Genomic DNA, 17,607 nt, shown 5'->3' with positions numbered 1-17,607 from the left:
AAATGTCTCGTTTAGTGTTAAAGAGACAGATTACAACGCCCGCCCTGGCTCGCCACAGCAACTCGTTCGCGCTTGCGCGCTCGCTCAGACACTCTGTGGCGCCCAAAACGGGGTTCTAATCCGTCTCTGTTCTGACATTATCTTTACGCAAAATACTTGGGTGTACTGAGCCAGAATAATTAATTTTTAAAAGTGAATTACAGTCCGGATTGACTTACCTTCATGCATTAAATCAAAGGCTTCGTTAATCCGCTCTAATGGCATAGTGTGGGTAATAAAGGTATCCAGCTCAAACTCACCTTTTAAATAACGCTCGACATAATCCGGCAGTTCGCTGCGCCCTTTTACGCCACCAAAGGCGGTACCACGCCATACCCGGCCGGTCACCAGTTGAAACGGCCGGGTTGAAATTTCCTGGCCAGCACCGGCCACGCCGATAATTACCGACTCACCCCAGCCTTTGTGACAGCACTCCAGCGCTGAGCGCATCACATTGACATTGCCAATACATTCAAACGAGAAATCAACGCCGCCGTCGGTCATTTCAACAATAACATCCTGAATGGGCTTATCGAATTTCTTTGGGTTTACCACATCGGTTGCGCCCAGTTTTTTGGCGATATCAAACTTATCTTCGTTAATATCAATGGCAATGATCCGGCTGGCTTTGGCCATTACCGCACCAATAATCGCCGATAAACCAATACCACCCAGGCCAAATACCGCAACGGTATCGCCCTCTTTTACTTTGGCCGTGTTCATTACCGCACCCATGCCGGTGGTAACACCACAGCCCAGCAAGCACACTTTTTCCAGCGGCGCTTCTTTATTTATTTTCGCCAGTGATATTTCCGGCAATACGGTGTACTCCGAAAAGGTTGAAGTACCCATATAGTGATAAATTGGCTTGCCGTCTTTGGAGAACCGGGTAGTACCATCCGGCATCAGGCCTTTGCCCTGGGTGGCACGAATCGCCTGACATAGATTGGTTTTACCCGATAAACAGAACTTACATTTACCGCACTCCGGGGTATACAGCGGAATGACATGATCGCCCACTGCCACTGACGTTACGCCCTCACCTACTGCCTCAACAATACCACCGCCCTCATGGCCTAAAATGGCCGGAAAAATACCCTCAGGGTCTTCACCTGATAAGGTAAAAGCATCGGTATGGCATACCCCGCTGGCAATGATTTTTACCAGCACTTCGCCCTTTTGTGGTGGCATTAAATCGACTTCTTCAATCGATAACGGCTGGCCTGGGCCCCAGGCGACGGCGGCGCGGGTTTTGATCATCTTCATACGGAGTCCTTAATTTATAATATTGCGAATTGCTTAGCGGTTATCACTATAACGCGGTTTTATTATTTTCCATATCAGGGTTGTTGATCTCAGGTTTGGCCGTAACTTATTTTTTACGGCTAAGCTTAAAAATAGGCGCTTTGACGCAGGCTTGCTTGTACTTATTATTAACTATGTTAGCGTTCTGCTTAAATTTGAACAGCGAGAGTGCAACCTAATGACAACCCTGAAAATAGATTTGGTATCGGATATTGCCTGTCCCTGGTGTGCGATTGGCTATGCCAGATTAGAGCAAGTTTTAGCGACATTGCCTGAACTTAACACCGAACTGGAATGGCACGCATTTGAGCTAAACCCGGATAAAAATGCACCGCAAGAGCCTATTTTGCCGGCGCTGAGTCGCAAATATGGCCGCAATGAAGATGAAATGCGCGCTGCCCAGGCCAATATGATGGATATCGCTGCCGAGCTTGGCCTTAATTTTACTAAGATGCAGCAGCGGTTTACCTGTAATACCTTTGATGCCCACCGCCTGGTGAAATGGGCGGCCACCGAAAATAAAGCAACAGAAATGAAGCTGGCACTGTTTGATGCATATTTTGGTGAAGCAAAAGATGTTGCTGACAAAGCGGTGTTAGCGGCTTGCGCGGCACAGGCTGGTATGGATAGGACCGAGGCACAGCGGATCCTGACAGGTAATGACTACGCTGATACTGTGACAACAGATATTGCCAAATACCAGCAGGCCGGTATTTCGTCGGTCCCCGCCTTTATCATCAACAATAAATACCTGATTTCCGGCGCACAGGAGCCAGCGCAACTGGCCCAGTCACTGCAACAAATCGCCAGCGAAAGTGCTTAAGCGCCGGCAAACTGTAGCGCTATTGCAACGACTCCAGCAGCAGCGCTATACCCTGGCCGCCGCCAATGCACATGGTCACTAAACCATAGCGGCCAGCCGTGCGCTTAAGCTCGGCCAGCAATTTAATGATTAAAATAGAACCGGTTGCCCCTACCGGGTGGCCCAGCGCGATAGCGCCGCCATTCGGGTTTACTTTTGCCGGGTCCAATCCCAGTGCCTGACTTACCGCCAAGGCCTGGGCAGCAAAAGCTTCATTTGACTCAATCACGTCCAGGTCCGCAATATTTAAGCCGCTTTGCGCTAAAACCTGTTTTACCGCCGGTATCGGTCCCAGGCCCATTACGCCGGGTGCTACCCCGGCAAAACTGCAGCCTAGCAGGCGAGCGCGCGGCTTTAAACCGCGCCGGTTGGCCTCAGCCACACTGGTCAGCACCATAGCAGCCGCCCCGTCATTTAAGCCTGAGGCATTACCTGCGGTAACAATACCATCTTTTTTAAATGCTGGTTTTAACTTAGCTAAGCTTTCAATGCTGGTATCCGGCCGGACATGCTCATCCTCGGCAAATACGCTTTCAGTGCGGCCAGCTTTAACCGTAATCGGCACTATTTGCTCGTTAAAATAGCCTTGCTGCTGCGCATACGCGGCCCGGCTATGGCTTTGCGCAGCAAAGGCATCTAAATCTGCACGGCTTAAGCCATACTGGTCGGCAATGGTTTCGGCAGTAACACCCATATGGCCACTACCAAACGGGTCGGTTAAAATACCCAGAGTCAGATCGATAGTTGTAGCATGGCCCATCCGCAAGCCACGCCGCACGTCGGGCAGTAAGTAAGCGCCGTTACTCATGCTCTCAGCACCGCCTGCCAGGGCTATGCTACTTTGCCCCAGCTGAATTTGCTGCGCGGCTGAGATCACGGCCTGTACCCCGGAGCCACATAAGCGGTTAACGTTAAAGGCAGCAGATGAAGGCAGAATGCCGCTGTTAAGCGCTATATGCCTTGCCAGATAGGCATCTGCCGGGCCAGTAGTAATAATATGGCCAAACACCGCATGATCAATATCTGCTGGCGTCACAGCGCTACGGCTTATCGCCGCTGTCGCGGCCGCTGTGCCCAACTCTGCCGGACTTAAACCGGCCAGGCTGCCACCAAAGCTACCAATAGCTGTGCGGGCACCCTCTAATATCACTACATCCGTTAAGTTCAAAATAGTCATACCCAGTTCTCTACCGTCAGTCCTGTCACGCGATTAAACTCTCGTGTGTTATTGGTCACCAATATAGCGTTTTCAGCCAACGCATGACTGGCGATCCATAAATCGTTAGCGCCTATTGGTGTGCCAGCAGTTTTTAAACGATTAAATTGCTCAGCATAGTGCAGACACAGTGCAGCAGAAGATTGATATAAAACTGGAATTTGCCGCGTCAATACAACAAGTTTTCGCATCACTTCAGCGCTTTTACTACTTCGCTGCGCCCCTTTCAATAACTCTGCATAAGTAAAAAATGACATTCTTAACTGGGCCTCTGCAGGTAAGGTGTCAATATGTGCAGCAACAGAGGGCGGGTTGTTTTTTAACAGGTAGATAAGAATATTCGTATCAAGCAGATAGATCACAGTTCTTCCCTTTCTTGCATCAAAGGCTGAGCCTGGTATTCTGCTTCAAGTTCTTCAACAAAGTCTTGATCAAAACCACCCAGTGCAGCCATCAATGCTTCGCCACGCTTTTGTGGCAAAGGATGAATAACCAAGTCTCCCAGCTCGTTACGACTGATTTCAACCGTATTTGTATCCAAACGAAACTCCTGCGGGATACGTACAGCCTGACTATTGCCATTCATGAAAACTCGACTTATTGTTGACATAGGCACCTCAACGTACACACTGGGCTGTATGTATTTTGGGCTTGGCACATGGCATTGTCAAGGCAGGCATCGTGGATTTTTTAAGCTATTGAACCCGAAATAAATACCGGTCTTTTCGCTTTGGGCAGGCTTTTGACGATAAGTTGATAAGAGTTGTCTATCTGCCGTTTAACTTCGTTGTCCGGCACGCTGCAATCGAGTAACACTGTATTCCAATGCTGTTTATTCATATGATAGCCAGGGCTGACCGCGGCAAATATATCGCGCAGTATTAAGGCCTCTGTCGGGTCGCACTTTAAATTTACCCGCGCGATGCCCTGCTCTTCGCCTAAGATTGCAAAAATTTTACCCGCAACTTTATAAACGTAGGCATCCGGCCCAAAAGGAAAATCTTCAACACTTTGCAGTTGCATCAGGCAATAATCACGGCATTGTTGAAAGTTGAACATGGGACGCACTCCTTTAATTGAAAGGCAGGAGTCGGATTGCTCTAAGCTGACCGTTGAAGCCCTGGACGGGCGGAAACGAGCCCCCAGGGATGGGTTTACGGCGTGTCAGCGTGAGCAAACCGACTTCTGCAGTAACCGGAGTCATGGTCGTTTACTGCTGTACATTTCTATTATTTAGTGTACTTCTCCAGCCATTCAAACACTTCACCGTACCAGCGCACCCGGTTATCTTTATTTAAGATCCAGTGGTTCTCATCCGGGAAAATCACCAGGCGCGAATCAATACCTTTGCGTTGCAGGTTGGTAAAAGCCCCCAGCCCCTGGGCATAAGGCACCCGGTAATCTTTTAAACCGTGAATAACCAGCATCGGCGTTTGCCATTTATCAGCATGCGCTGCCGGGTTAAATTTCTGATAATCACTGCCTTCCTGCCAGGCGGGTCCACCTAAATCGAACTCCGGAAACCAGAGCTCTTCGGTGCTGCCATAAAAGCTTGGCATATCGTATAGACCGGCGTGGTTAACCAGACATTTAAAGCCCGTTGGCCAGTTACCGGCAATCCAGTTCATCATATAACCGCCGTACGATGCACCCAGTGCGCAGGCACGGTTACCGTCAATCCACGGTTGAGCTTTGACGATATACTCAAAGCCTTTTTTAAGATCTTCTAACGGCTTACCGCCCCAATCACGACTGATGGAATCGGTAAACGCCTGGCCATAACCGGTAGAGCCATGAAAATCGACCATTACCACGGCATAACCTTTAGCGGCATACATCTGAGCATTCCAGCGCTCGTTAAACATATTGCCAAAACTACCCTGCGGCCCGCCATGAACTAAAAACGCCATTGGGTATTTTTTGCTGGCATCAAAGTTCCACGGTTTAACCAGATATCCATATACTGTGGCATCATTGGCGCCTTTAAAGCTGAATTGCTCGTAGTCACCAAACTGCACTTGCTCCCGCCATTTAGCATTGATATCGGTTAGCTGGGTTAGCTGGCCGCCATCGTTAGTAATTGCAAATACTTCGGTGGGCATATCTAAGCGGTGATTGGTAAACACCAATTTGTCGCCAGCCACCTGTAAATTACCAGCGTAGCCGTTACCGTATACTTTACGCACATCGCCAAAACTGGTGTTAATGGCAAAAATACTGTACTGACCGACATCCTGGCTGGTGACATAAATAGTCCGGTTGTCGCTACCGAACTGATAGTCACTGACTGAACGGTCAAAATCTGCTGCCAGCTCTTTGCGCTGTCCGGTCACCATATCCAGTAACATTAAACCAAAGCGATCAGCTTCAGCACCTGGTTTGGTCATGGCTAAGTAAGCCATAAAGCGGCCATCTGCCGAGAACTTTGGTTTGGCATCCCAAGCTTGATTGTCAGCGGTTAAGTTTATTTTCTCACCGCCATTAACCGATACCTGATAAATATCAAAATTAGTGTGCCAGGCCTGATCCTTACCCGGTGCTTTAGCACTGAATACCAGATGCTGATTATCCGGGGTGAAAGCCACCTGTTCGATGCCAGCAATATCGGTATCCCAGTCGCTTATCAGGTTTTTAGCATCGGTCACCATGCCATCAGCAATAGCCGCAACATGCAACTGGCTGCGGTAAGGTGTGCGCCAATGGTCCCAGTGCCGCACCATCAGGCTGTCATACGCCAGCGCACTGTCTTTGCGCTCTTGCTCAGCGGCTTTTGCATCTACCGTACATTTTAACGTGTCGCAACCCGGCAATACCGCCAGCGACAGCGCCACTGTTTTACCGTCTGCCGCGACTTTAAAGCCCTCAACCGGTAGCGGTAAATCGGTAAGTTGCAGCGCTTCGCCACCGCTTAGCGGCAAACGCCATACCTGATTGCTGCCACTACGATTGGCAATAAAATATAAGTGTTGGCCATCATGGCTAAACGCCAGCGCCCGTTCACTGGCAGTACTTTGGGTTAAGCGTTTAGCCGGGCTGTCCTGGCGCAAGTCTTTTAAGTAAATGTCAGTGCTGTGATCAGCCGGAGCGAAACCGCCGTTGCTTTGCACATACGCCAGATAGCGGCCATCGTTTGACAGGCTAATGGCATTAATCTTATTAAACTGATTCAGGTGTTCTACCGTTAACGGCGCCTTCGCTGCAAGTGGCGCCGCCAGAGGTGCTGCCGCTAAAGCAGTTAACAGCATCAGTGAGTATTTCATTGTCGCTCCCCTTCAGGATATCAATATCAAAGCAAAGCGCCGGTATAAACCAGCGCTGTTATCGTATTATTATTTTGCTTTTAGCTTAGCGTCCAGTTCAGCGATATTCGCTTTCCAGATTGCCGGGCCTTGTTTATGGACGTTATTGCCGTTGGAGTCTACCGCTACCGTAACCGGCATATCTTCTACTTCAAACTCGTAAATGGCTTCCATCCCTAAATCGGCAAAGGCCACTACCCGCGATTTCTTAATGGCTTTTGACACCAGATAGGCCGCCCCGCCCACTGCCATTAAGTACACCGCTTTGTGCTTTTTAATACTTTCTACTGTTAAATCACCACGCTCGGATTTACCAATCATCCCCAGTAAACCGGTTTGCGATAACATCATTTCGGTAAACTTATCCATCCGGGTGGCAGTTGTCGGGCCGGCTGGGCCTACTACTTCGTCCCGCACTGCATCTACCGGACCGACGTAATAAATAAAGCGGTTACGCAGATCGACCCCTTCAGGCAAGCCTTCACCTTTATTCAGCATATCGGCAATCCGTTTATGGGCAGCGTCACGGCCGGTCAGCATTTTACCGCTTAACAGCACGGTTTCACCCGCTTGCCAGCTTTGCACATCGGCCGGGGTAATGGTATCGAGGTTGACCCGCCGCACCTTACTACCCAGCTCCCAGGTAACCTGTGGCCAGTCTTCCAGTTTTGGTGGCTTAATATCGGCCGGACCACTGCCATCTAAGTGAAAATGCAAATGGCGGGTAGCGGCACAGTTGGGGATCATCACCACCGGCAAGCTGGCAGCATGGGTAGGCACACTGTTAATTTTTACATCAACCACAGTGGTTAACCCACCTAAACCCTGCGCGCCAATGCCCAGTTTGTTTACTTTTTCGTACAGCTCCAGGCGCAGCTTTTCATCAGCAGTTTCAGCGCCCTTAGCAATTAACTCCTGAATATCAACCGGCTCCATCAGTGCTTCTTTAGCCAGTACTGCGGCTTTTTCCGCTGTGCCGCCAATACCGATGCCAAGCATGCCCGGCGGACACCAGCCGGCGCCCATTTTTGGTAAGGTTTCCAGTACCCAGTCGACAATAGAATCAGACGGGTTCAGCATGGCCATTTTCGTTTTGTTTTCTGAGCCGCCGCCTTTAGCTGCAATCATCACTTCGACATGATGGCCGGCAACTAAATCGATATGCACCACCGATGGCGTATTATCTTTGGTATTTTTCCGGGCACCAGCCGGGTCGGCAACGATAGAAGCACGCAATGGGTTGTCCGGATTTAAATAAGCACGACGGGTACCTTCGTCGACCATCTGCTGCACGGTCAGGTCGGTTTTATCCCATTGCACATCCATACCAATTTTGACAAAACAGGTAACAATACCGGTATCCTGACAAATTGGCCGGTGACCTTCCGCCGACATCCGCGAGTTAATCAGGATTTGGGCAATAGCATCTTTAGCCGCCTGATTCTGCTCTTTATGGTAAGCCTGCTCCAGCGCCTGAATAAAATCCAGTGGATGATAATAGGAGATATACTGCAGTGCATCTTCAATACTCTCGATAAAGTCTTGTTGGCGAATTACCGTCATGCTTACTTTTCCTTTAATGTCTATACTGACTAGTATCAAAATCAGGGGCGCCATTAACTATTGGCTACTGTGCTGGTATGATAGCGCGCATCGAAAACAGCGGCTAGCTCTTCTATGCAGCAGTATTTAATTCCAGACATCGCGCCAGAGGATTTGGCTGACTATTTTGCTCATTTTGCCAGCAAGCCATGGGCGATGTTGCTTGATTCGGCCGCCAATGGCCACCCTAACAGTCGCTACCAAATCATGGTAATCCAGCCACTGGCTACCCTGACCGCTGCCAGTGGCGTAACGACATTACGTGATGAACACGGCAACCATGATTACCAACAAGACCCCTTCACGGTTTTAGATTGCGCCCTACAGCGCTATTTCCCAGCACCTGCCGCCAGTGAACTGCCGTTTAGCGGCGGCGCTCTGGGCTATTTTGGTTACGATTTGGGCCGCTACCTGGAACGACTGCCGGTGCAAAGCGAGCATGATATTCAATTACCGGATATGGCGATAGGCTTATACAGCTGGGCGCTGGTACTGGACAAACAGCAACAGCAATTATGGTGCGTCGATTACCATAACGATGCCGAAGCGCACTGGCAGAAATTGCAGCATCAGCTGGCGCAGGCCATAACAGCAATGCCATTTCAACTAACCAGCGACTGGCAGGCTAATATCAGCCAGCAGCAATACAATCAACGCTTCCAGAAAATTCAGCAGCACTTACTTAGTGGTAATTGCTACCAGATTAATCTGGCGCAACGTTTCAGTGCGGGTTTTCAGGGCGATGAATGGCAGGCCTATCTGGCGTTGCGTGAAGCGAATGCCGCGCCTTTCTCGGCCTTTATCAATCTGGAGCAAGGCGCAGTGTTAAGCATTTCGCCCGAGCGTTTTTTGCAGTTAAAAAACCGCCAGGTTGAAACCAAACCGATTAAGGGCACCCGGCCCCGCCACCACAACCCGCAGTTAGACCAGCAAGCCGCTGCCCAGCTGCAACAGGCAGAAAAAGACCGGGCCGAGAATGTAATGATTGTGGATTTACTGCGCAACGATTTAGGCAAGGTATGCCGTATCGGCAGTGTTGCGGTGCCGGAGTTATTTGCCATTGAAAGCTTTCCGGCCGTGCATCATTTAGTCAGCACCGTTACCGGCACTTTAGCTGAGCAATACAGCGCCTGTGATTTACTGCGTGGCGCTTTCCCCGGTGGCTCTATTACCGGCGCACCCAAGGTAGCGGCAATGCAGATTATTGAACAGCTTGAGCCACACCGGCGTTCAGTATATTGCGGCGCTATTGGTTATATTAATAACAACGGCGATATGGACACTAATATTGCGATTCGTACTTTGGTTTGCAGTGAAGGCGTAATTCATTGCTGGGCAGGTGGCGGTATTGTTGCCGACTCTGAAGCGGCCAGCGAATATCAGGAAACCCTAGATAAGGTAAACAAAATTTTGCCGGTGTTGGTTAAGCTGAACAGAGCTGAGGAAATAGCTGATGCTGGCTGAGCAGTTTTGCAGCCGTTTTATATTAACCCGCAATAAACTGATGGCGGCTAGCCCGCTGCCAGTGCAACAAGGCCCGGTGCCTCTGGCTGACAGCCCGAAAAGCACGTCTCAGCATGCTGCTGTACTGGTACCCATTGTCGACTACGGTCATCAGCTTAAAGTGTTATTTACCCAACGCGCCTTGCATTTGCGCCATCACCCGGGCCAAATCAGCTTTCCGGGTGGCCGGATTGAACCAGGCGAAAGCAGCAACCAGGCAGCACTGCGTGAGGCACAAGAAGAAATAGGCCTGGCACGGACTGAAGTCACCCTGCTGGGCCGCCTACCCGCGCAAGACACCACCACCGGCTTTATTATCGAGCCCTGGGTTGGCCTGCTTAGTCCCCAGCGCAGCTATCAGTTACAGGTATCGGAAGTGGCAGCGGTATTTGAAGTGCCGCTTAGCCATTTCTTACCACAACATAACCGTCATCAATTATCACTAACGTTGCGGGGTAAAACCCGGGATCTGCATTTTATGCCGTATCAGGATAAGTTTATCTGGGGCGCCACCGCCGCCATTATGCATCAGCTCTGTTTGCAACTGGCTTAATGTAAGATTTAGTTTACGGAAAGTAAGGTACACAACATTGAATACCCAATGCATAGACTAAAATGAGTCGAACCGGTTTGTTCACGCCAACACGCCGTGAACCCATCCCTGGGGGCTCGTTTCCGCCCGTCCGGGGCTTCAACGGTTGGCTTAGAGCAAACCGATTCTCGTCCGAATACCCTTCCCCAAAGTTCTGGCGCCTTTACAAGCTGTAATAACACCCGACCAGTTACCAACCCGCTTACAGTAGTGGCCCGCTTCCGTTACAATGGCCGCAATTTCATAAAGTAAACTAATAGATACCCAATATGATTATCAGTGCTTTTGACATGTTCAGTATTGGCATTGGCCCTTCCAGTTCGCACACTGTGGGCCCAATGCGTGCCGCTAAAAAATTTACCGATAACTTGAGCGAAGCCTCGTTGCTGGAAAAGGTCGCCAGTATCAAAGTAGAACTATATGGCTCGCTGGGCCAGACCGGCGTGGGCCATGGCACCGGCAAGGCGGTGATTCTTGGTTTGTCGGGCTATTTACCGGAAACAATTGATCCGGACACCATCGACGGTTTATTAAAGCAGGTACACGACAGCCAGCAGTTGCAACTGGCCCAAAGCCAGAGCGTTAAATTTCCGCGTGAAGGCGCTATTGTATTTCACCGGCGCAAAACCTTAAAAGAACACTCCAATGGTATGGAACTGGTAGCCTTTGACAGCAGCAAAAATGAACTGCTGCGCGAAGTGTATTTTTCGATTGGTGGCGGCTTTATTGTCAAAGCCGAAGACTTTGCCAAAGAAAAAGAAGCGGCCAGTCAGTTTGCTGCTGATAACCCGCCGCCCTTTCCATTTGAATCCGGCGCCGAGTTATTGGCACTGTGCAAGGAAAATGGTTTATCAATTTCCGGCTTAATGCTGGAAAACGAAAAAGTACTGCGACGCCCGGTTCAAATTGAAAGCGAGCTGAACAATATCTGGTTAACCATGCGCGCCTGTATTGATCGCGGTATTAAAACCGAGGGTATTTTACCCGGTGGCTTAAAAGTTAAGCGGCGGGCACCGGCGCTTTACAAACGCCTGATGTCAGAGAAAAGCAACGACCCGCTGCAGGTAATGGACTGGGTTAACCTGTTTGCCCTGGCGGTAAACGAAGAAAACGCGGCTGGTGGCCGGGTGGTTACTGCCCCAACTAACGGTGCTGCCGGCATTATTCCAGCCGTGTTGATGTATTACGATAAATTTATTCAGCCGGTCAGCCCGGAAATTGCGACTCGCTATCTGTTAGCAGCAGCTGCTATTGGCATTTTATATAAGAAAAATGCCTCTATCTCTGGTGCCGAAGTCGGTTGTCAGGGTGAGGTGGGCGTAGCCTGCTCGATGGCAGCGGCGGCGTTAACTGAAATTCAGGGTGGCACACCACTGCATGTTGAAAATGCAGCGGAAATTGGCATGGAACACAACCTGGGGTTAACCTGCGATCCGGTCGGTGGCCTGGTGCAGGTACCCTGTATTGAACGTAATGCGATGGGCTCGATTAAAGCGATTAATGCCTCACGGCTGGCACTGCGTGGCAGTGGTGATCAAAAAGTATCGCTGGATAAAGTAATTAAAACTATGTGGGACACAGGCCGTGACATGCAAACCAAGTATAAAGAAACATCACGCGGTGGCCTGGCGGTAAATATTATCGAATGTTAAGTGGAAGTGCCCGTTCTAAAAACGATTTATTTCTGAAATCTATTTATTTCTAAAAGCTATGTATTAAGAAGACTCTGATGCCAGCAGCGGATCGTCCGGTTCGCTGCTGGTTTCGCCGTTTTGATATTGGCTAACAATGCGCTCCGCCTGTTCGATATCGTCATCCTGTACCAGAATATTGGCAATACCCAGCGGCGCCACATCTCCGGCGGCACCCTGCAGATAGTGGCCGCCAACATGCGCCTCAATGCCGTAAGATTGCAGCATACCAGCGACAATGTGCGCTTCTAAAATATCGTTGGCTTTATAAATAATTTTCATATTTACCTTATAACTTTATTGTATACCTATACCTTACATCATTACCCTAAATCATTACCTTAACAGCAACCATGCCACACTACTGGCCGCTAAACAGTAAAATAGCATCGGCCACAACGTATAGCGAATGATATCCCCCTCCCGACCATGCAAGTTAACGACACTGGCCGCCGCGACCACGTTAACCACACAAATCATATTGCCGGCATTGGCACCAAGCATCTGCAATGCCAGCGTTAAAGTCAGTGGCAAGTTAGCTTCAGCGGCCATTGCTTGTTGAAAGCTGCCAAACATTAAATTTGAAAAGGTAGCTGAGCCGGCAATAAATGAGCCCAAAGCACCGACAAAAGGCGCGATCCACAACCAGCTATCGGCTAAATAACGGGCCGCCTCTGTTGCCAGGGCGATTGGCATTGCCGGCAGCCCGGCAGTATTCACATCAGATTGCAAAAAAATCCGCACCATGGGTACGGCACCGGCCAGGGCAATAGCCGAGGGCAACAGCATCTGGTAGCTATGCCGGCACGAGGTTAGCAACATGCTGGTTGAACCCCTTAGCAAATAACAACTGAGCAGTGCCACTAATACAAACAAGCTGCCGGGCAAATATAACGGACTTACGGAAACGCTAAGTTCAGTGCCAAAAATCGCCGGCCAGTGCCAGGCGAATTGCTGTAAGCCCTGCTTAAACGGCAAGCCAGGGATCCGGCTCAGCACCAGCAATACTGCCACTAACCCATAAGGCAGCCAGGCGCGCCATAATGGCATGGTGGGTATGGTAACTAAACGCGACTGAACGGCTGCTTCGGTTGTGATGTTATCCGCATCAAATAACCAGGGCCTGGCTGGCAGCAACACCCGGTAACGGGCGGCAGTGCATATAATGGCTAAGCCAATAAGTGCGCCCAGCACCGATGGAAACTCCGGGCCCAGTAATAATGCCACCAGATAAGCCGGCAGCGTAAACGCTAAACCACTTAACAGGGCAAAGGGCGCAATAGCCAGGCCATCCCGCCAGCTGCGCTTGCTACTGAAAAAGCGGGTTAACATCACTACCATCAATAGCGGCAACCAGGACGCTACAGCGATATCAATACTAATCGCGGTAAGGGCTACCTGCAGCACAGTATCGGCATCAATACCCGGCACCCCCTGAGCTATACCAACCAGTACCGGCGTACCGACCGCCCCAAAAGATACCGCACTGGAATCGGCTACCAATGCCAACACTACTGCGGATAACGGCGTGAAACCAAGCGCGACTAACAAAGGTGCAGCAATGGCCGCCGGGGTACCAAAACCGGCAGCGCCTTCTAAAAAGCTGCCAAATAACCAGGCAATAATAATCAGCTGCACTCTTTTATCAGGGGATATAGCAGCGAATCCGGCTTTAATAACGTCGATAGCACCGGTCTGCCGCAGGACATTAAGCAGTAAAATGGCACCAAACACTATCCATAAAATAGTAGCAGCTATCACCAGCCCTTCCGCGGTGGCTGCCGCCAGCTGAACTACCGGCATTTGCCACACCAGATACGCCAACAGCCCACAGATAACAAAACTTAACGGCATAGCCCGGCGCGCTGGCAGCCGCAGCAGCACCAGCAACACAAACACACTTAACAGCGGCATGGCCGCTGTTATCCATTGCAATGCAGTCATTCGTTCTGGTTAACGCCTCCAGTTGTAATGGTTCTGTTTATTCACTATTTTGCCAACATTTCGCCAGATGCATGGGCTGTAGTATATCCGGCGTTGTCCCGGGCGCTTTTACCACCGAATAACATTAATACCAGCAAAATAATAAAGCCAAGCAGTGGAATAAGCAGCAACAATGCCCACCAGCGGCTGAATTGTAGATCTACTAACCGGCGGCAGATTGCCGCAGCAAGCGGTAAGGTCATAGCAATTAAATACGACATGCCAATAACGCCGTTAGGCAACAAGCCGATAGCAGCGACAATAGCATCGATGATCAGCAACAGCAGTAACAAGGCGATATGCACCCAGAAAAACTGCCAGAACTCACGGCGGCTATCGGCCTGATTAAACATGGCATAGCTGCGGATTGCCCGGCTGAAACTGCTGATGGCCTGCGGCACGGTTTTTTTAGTATCTTCCAGGATCACATACAGCGCCGGTATTAACACCAGGGTAATTACCGTCGCAAACAAGATACCAAATGCCAGTGAAACTGCCATTGGTACCACAATTTTGGCTTGTAAGCTGCGCTCAAGTACTATTGGCGCCAGGCCAACAAAGGTGGTGAGCGAGGTTAGTAATATTGCCCTGAAGCGCTGGGTACCCGCTTCAACCACCGCCTGCTTAATAGCGATGCCCTGCGCCCGGGCCCGGTTAACAAAATCAACCATAATCAGGCTGTCATTTACCACTACCCCGGCCAGCGCCACCAGGCCGAAAATGGACATAATACTCATGCTCAGCCCCAGCAACATATGGCCAACGACAGCACCTATCAGGCCAAATGGGATTACACTCATAATAATTAACGGCTGACTGTAAGACTTAAGCGGAATGGCCATTAGTGCATAAATAGCAAATAGCGCCAGTACCGCCGCTTTCATTAAATCTACCCTGGCATCAACTTCGTCCTGGCTGGCGCCGTCTAACGACCCGGTTACGCCAAGATACTTTTGCTCCAATTCTTTAATCACTTTAGTTTGTACTTCACGCACCACCACGCCCGGCTCAATTAAGGCTTTATCCGCAGCAGCCGTAATAGTAACTGCCCGTTCGCCATTCACCCGGTTAATCGCGCTAAAGCTGGGTTGCATGGTATAGCTGGCGACACGGGAAAATGGCACTTCACCACCATTGGCGGTGCGGATCCGCATATTTTCCAAATCACCAATTGAGCGCCGCTCTTCCCGCGGGTAGCGCACCATAACCTTGATTTCTTCACCGTTACGCTGCAGGCGCTGCGCTTCAGCACCATAAAAGCCATAGCGCACCTGGCGGGCTAAATCAGCCAGGCTGATCCCCAGCAAGTCAGCTTCAGGTTTCAATGCCAGCACAATTTCATCATTGCCACCGAGTAAGTTATCTTCGATATCAAACACCCCAACATACTCTGCCAACCTGGCTTTCAGCTCTTCGGTAGCCAGCTGCAGGTTTTCCAGATTGGTACCGCGCAATTGCAACGCAATATCAGCGCCACCGCCTCCCATGGTAGAACTGTTAATTTTAAATGATTTTAAACCCGGAATTTCCGGTACCTGCTCACGCCAGCGCCGGGCAATTTCAAAGCCATCAATTTCGCGGTTTTCGCTTTTCTCAAGCTCAACCACCAACTGGCCTGCGGTATCACTGTTTAAAAATACCAGGCGATGTTTAATCACATCTTCATTATATTCACGGCCAAGCTCAGTGTTAGCCCGTAGTAATGCCCGCTCGATTTCCTGCATCGCCAGCACGGTAGCTTCGTTCGACGCCCCTTCTTCCATTTGCACATTGGCCTGGATAAAGTCACTTGGGATATCCGGAAAAAACACCCAGGGCACAAAACCACCCCGTAGCACACCAAACATTAAAATCAGCATCGCGAAAAAACAGGCCATGGTCAGATAGCGCAGCCGGATACAACTTTCGATAAAAGGCTTATACGTATTATGAACAAACCGGAACAGCACGCGCGACACGGCTTCCCGTACCCGTTTTAAGGTGTTGCTGCCAAAGCGGCCAAGCGCATAAATGCCGCCTTTTTGCGGATCCCATGGTTTGGTATCCATATTGGCAATATGGGTAGGTAAGATCAGTTTTGATTCAATAATTGAAAACACCAGACACAGTACCACCACCCAGGCAATGGATTCCCAGATAGCAGACATGCCACCACCCACCATTAACATGGGTACGAAAGCCGCAATGGTAGTTAATACGCCGAAAGTAGCCGGCATTGCGACTTTTTTGGCGCCGGCAATAACTGCTTCAGTCGATTTACCGCGTTTCTCTATTTCGGTGTAAGCACTTTCACCGATAATAATGGCATCATCGACCACTATTCCCAGCACCAGAATAAAGCCGAATAAGCTAATCATATTAATTGAAACGTCGAACATCGGCAGCGGTAGCATGGCAAGGGCGCCCAAGAAACACACCGGGATACCAACCATTACCCAGAATGCCACCCGGAATTCCAGAAACAGGGTTAGTGCCAGTAGCACCAGCAGTACACCATAGACCAGGTTACTGGACATTAAATCAAGCCGGCCCTGCAGGTAATAGCTGGAGTCACCCCAGTAATCTAACTGCACGCTGGGCGGCAAACTGGCTTTTTTGTCTTTAACGTATTGTTTTACGGTATCAGCAATTTGCAGAGTATCATCTTCGCCTACCGCATCAATTCTGATAGAGACACTATTTTTGCCATCAAAGGTTGCCAGCCGGCTGCGTTCAATAAAACCATCATTCACGGTGGCAATGTCACCCAAAGTCAGCCGGCTGCCGTCGGCAAATTTAAGCAACACAATATTGTCAAAATCGGCCTGATTATAGGCCTGGCCTTTGGTACGCAGCAAAATATTGCCACTTTCGGAGCGAATAGCCCCACCGGGTAAATCGACCGAACTGGCCCGGATTGCTGCTACTACCTGATCCAGGGTTAAACCATATTCCTTTAATTTAAGTTCGGGTACCTCTACTGCCACCTCATAATCCCGCGCGGCCACCACGTCGACTTTGCTGACACCCGGCTGCTTTTTAATTTCATCCCGGATATCTTTAGCCAGCTCTTTTAACGTGCGCTCAGGCGCATCGCCATACAGCGACAACCACATTACATTGCTTTGAAATCTAACCCGGTAAACCACCGGCCGCTCTGTTTGTTCTGGCAGGGAGGAAATAGACCCGACCTGGGTTTTTATCTCGTCCATCACTTCCTGCACGTCATAATTTGACGCAACTTCTGCCCGAATCGTTGCCAGGCCTTCAACTGCCGTGGAACGAATACGCTTAATGCCATTCACCCCACGCAGGCTTTGCTCAATTTTATCAATAACGCCGGTTTCTACTTCTTGCGGCGCAGCGCCCAGATAAGGTACGCGGATATTGACCACTTCCAGCTCAATTTCCGGAAAGGCCTGCTTCTTGATAGTTAACGCAGAAGCAATACCTGCCACCAGAATAATTGCCATCAACAAATTAGCGGCAACACTGTTGCGGGCAAACCAGGCGATAATACCTTTATTGGTATCCAT

At 49.9% G+C, this 17,607-nt stretch carries 14 protein-coding genes; 4 read left to right on the top strand and 10 right to left on the bottom strand.

Going from position 1 to position 17,607, the window contains the following annotated elements; all coding sequences use genetic code 11:
• Nucleotides 1-186 precede the first annotated feature (186 nt).
• Nucleotides 187-1,296 carry an S-(hydroxymethyl)glutathione dehydrogenase/class III alcohol dehydrogenase gene (locus H141_RS0112500; protein WP_476726723.1) on the bottom strand — a complete coding sequence of 370 codons (1,110 nt, stop codon included), beginning with the start codon at nt 1,294-1,296 and terminating at the stop codon, nt 187-189.
• Nucleotides 1,297-1,522: 226 nt separating this feature from the next.
• Between H141_RS0112500 and H141_RS0112490 the strand changes: the two genes are divergently transcribed.
• A complete protein-coding gene (locus H141_RS0112490) occupies nt 1,523-2,167 on the top strand; it encodes a DsbA family oxidoreductase (protein WP_019676613.1) in 645 nt (214 codons plus the stop codon).
• Between the two features lie 19 nt (nt 2,168-2,186).
• Here the strand turns inward: H141_RS0112490 and bktB are convergent, their stop codons facing one another.
• From bktB to H141_RS0112460, 6 genes are all read right to left on the bottom strand, one after another.
• Nucleotides 2,187-3,383: a beta-ketothiolase BktB gene (gene bktB, locus H141_RS0112485; protein WP_019676612.1), complete on the bottom strand. Its 1,197-nt coding sequence runs from the start codon at nt 3,381-3,383 to the stop codon at nt 2,187-2,189.
• Nucleotides 3,380-3,784 (bottom strand): type II toxin-antitoxin system VapC family toxin, encoded by a 405-nt coding sequence (locus H141_RS0112480; protein WP_019676611.1) that lies wholly within the window; start codon nt 3,782-3,784, stop codon nt 3,380-3,382. The genes bktB and H141_RS0112480 overlap by 4 nt, the downstream gene beginning before the upstream one ends.
• On the bottom strand, nt 3,781-4,032 hold the full coding sequence (locus tag H141_RS0112475; RefSeq protein WP_026349427.1) for an antitoxin: 252 nt from the start codon (nt 4,030-4,032) through the stop codon (nt 3,781-3,783). The genes H141_RS0112480 and H141_RS0112475 overlap by 4 nt, the downstream gene beginning before the upstream one ends.
• An 80-nt stretch (nt 4,033-4,112) precedes the next feature.
• Nucleotides 4,113-4,481, bottom strand: a complete 369-nt coding sequence (locus H141_RS0112470) for an MmcQ/YjbR family DNA-binding protein (RefSeq protein WP_019676609.1) — start codon at nt 4,479-4,481, stop codon at nt 4,113-4,115.
• 170 nt (nt 4,482-4,651) lie between these two features.
• Nucleotides 4,652-6,682: a S9 family peptidase gene (locus tag H141_RS0112465; protein WP_019676608.1), complete on the bottom strand. Its 2,031-nt coding sequence runs from the start codon at nt 6,680-6,682 to the stop codon at nt 4,652-4,654.
• Between the two features lie 69 nt (nt 6,683-6,751).
• Nucleotides 6,752-8,284 carry a fumarate hydratase gene (locus tag H141_RS0112460; RefSeq protein WP_019676607.1) on the bottom strand — a complete coding sequence of 511 codons (1,533 nt, stop codon included), beginning with the start codon at nt 8,282-8,284 and terminating at the stop codon, nt 6,752-6,754.
• 114 nt (nt 8,285-8,398) lie between these two features.
• On the opposite strand from H141_RS0112460, the gene pabB reads away from it, so the two are divergent.
• The 3 genes from pabB (at nt 8,399) to H141_RS0112445 (ending at nt 12,070) form a co-directional block, all read left to right on the top strand.
• Nucleotides 8,399-9,787, top strand: a complete 1,389-nt coding sequence (gene pabB, locus H141_RS0112455; RefSeq protein ID WP_019676606.1) for an aminodeoxychorismate synthase component I — start codon at nt 8,399-8,401, stop codon at nt 9,785-9,787.
• Nucleotides 9,777-10,379: a CoA pyrophosphatase gene (locus tag H141_RS0112450; RefSeq protein ID WP_019676605.1), complete on the top strand. Its 603-nt coding sequence runs from the start codon at nt 9,777-9,779 to the stop codon at nt 10,377-10,379. Before pabB ends, H141_RS0112450 begins: the two co-directional genes overlap by 11 nt.
• A 308-nt stretch (nt 10,380-10,687) precedes the next feature.
• The gene (locus H141_RS0112445; RefSeq protein ID WP_019676604.1) at nt 10,688-12,070 is read left to right on the top strand and encodes an L-serine ammonia-lyase; all 1,383 of its coding nucleotides are present in this window, start codon (nt 10,688-10,690) and stop codon (nt 12,068-12,070) included.
• Nucleotides 12,071-12,133: 63 nt separating this feature from the next.
• Here H141_RS0112445 and H141_RS20240 read toward each other — a convergent pair whose 3' ends face one another.
• From H141_RS20240 to H141_RS20235, 3 genes are read right to left on the bottom strand one after another with little or no spacing between them, the layout of a single operon-like run.
• Entirely contained in the window at nt 12,134-12,391 is a 258-nt protein-coding gene (locus H141_RS20240; protein WP_019676603.1) for a putative signal transducing protein, read from the bottom strand.
• A 54-nt stretch (nt 12,392-12,445) separates the two neighbouring features.
• Complete coding sequence (locus H141_RS0112435; RefSeq protein ID WP_019676602.1) at nt 12,446-14,053, bottom strand: L-lactate permease; 1,608 nt, start codon at nt 14,051-14,053, stop codon at nt 12,446-12,448.
• A gap of 44 nt (nt 14,054-14,097) precedes the next feature.
• Nucleotides 14,098-17,607: an efflux RND transporter permease subunit gene (locus H141_RS20235; RefSeq protein WP_019676601.1), complete on the bottom strand. Its 3,510-nt coding sequence runs from the start codon at nt 17,605-17,607 to the stop codon at nt 14,098-14,100.

The organism is Arsukibacterium perlucidum DSM 18276, assembly GCF_000382165.1.
Taxonomy (GTDB): domain Bacteria; phylum Pseudomonadota; class Gammaproteobacteria; order Enterobacterales; family Alteromonadaceae; genus Alishewanella; species Alishewanella perlucidum.
Note: the sequence above shows the minus strand (reverse complement) of the source record. Positions and strands in the feature narration are given on the sequence as shown.

Excerpts from the sequence above, each read along its gene's own strand:
- H141_RS0112490 (WP_019676613.1), top strand. The coding sequence starts at position 1,523 with ATGACAACCCTGAAAATAGATTTGGTATCGGATATTGCCTGTCCCTGG.
- H141_RS0112450 (WP_019676605.1), top strand. The coding sequence starts at position 9,777 with ATGCTGGCTGAGCAGTTTTGCAGCCGTTTTATATTAACCCGCAATAAA.
- H141_RS0112445 (WP_019676604.1), top strand. The coding sequence starts at position 10,688 with ATGATTATCAGTGCTTTTGACATGTTCAGTATTGGCATTGGCCCTTCC.
- H141_RS20240 (WP_019676603.1), bottom strand. The coding sequence starts at position 12,391 with ATGAAAATTATTTATAAAGCCAACGATATTTTAGAAGCGCACATTGTC.
- pabB (WP_019676606.1), top strand. The coding sequence starts at position 8,399 with ATGCAGCAGTATTTAATTCCAGACATCGCGCCAGAGGATTTGGCTGAC.
- H141_RS0112465 (WP_019676608.1), bottom strand. The coding sequence starts at position 6,682 with ATGAAATACTCACTGATGCTGTTAACTGCTTTAGCGGCAGCACCTCTG.
- H141_RS0112435 (WP_019676602.1), bottom strand. The coding sequence starts at position 14,053 with ATGACTGCATTGCAATGGATAACAGCGGCCATGCCGCTGTTAAGTGTG.
- H141_RS0112460 (WP_019676607.1), bottom strand. The coding sequence starts at position 8,284 with ATGACGGTAATTCGCCAACAAGACTTTATCGAGAGTATTGAAGATGCA.
- bktB (WP_019676612.1), bottom strand. The coding sequence starts at position 3,383 with ATGACTATTTTGAACTTAACGGATGTAGTGATATTAGAGGGTGCCCGC.
- H141_RS20235 (WP_019676601.1), bottom strand. The coding sequence starts at position 17,607 with ATGGATACCAATAAAGGTATTATCGCCTGGTTTGCCCGCAACAGTGTT.
- H141_RS0112475 (WP_026349427.1), bottom strand. The coding sequence starts at position 4,032 with ATGTCAACAATAAGTCGAGTTTTCATGAATGGCAATAGTCAGGCTGTA.
- H141_RS0112470 (WP_019676609.1), bottom strand. The coding sequence starts at position 4,481 with ATGTTCAACTTTCAACAATGCCGTGATTATTGCCTGATGCAACTGCAA.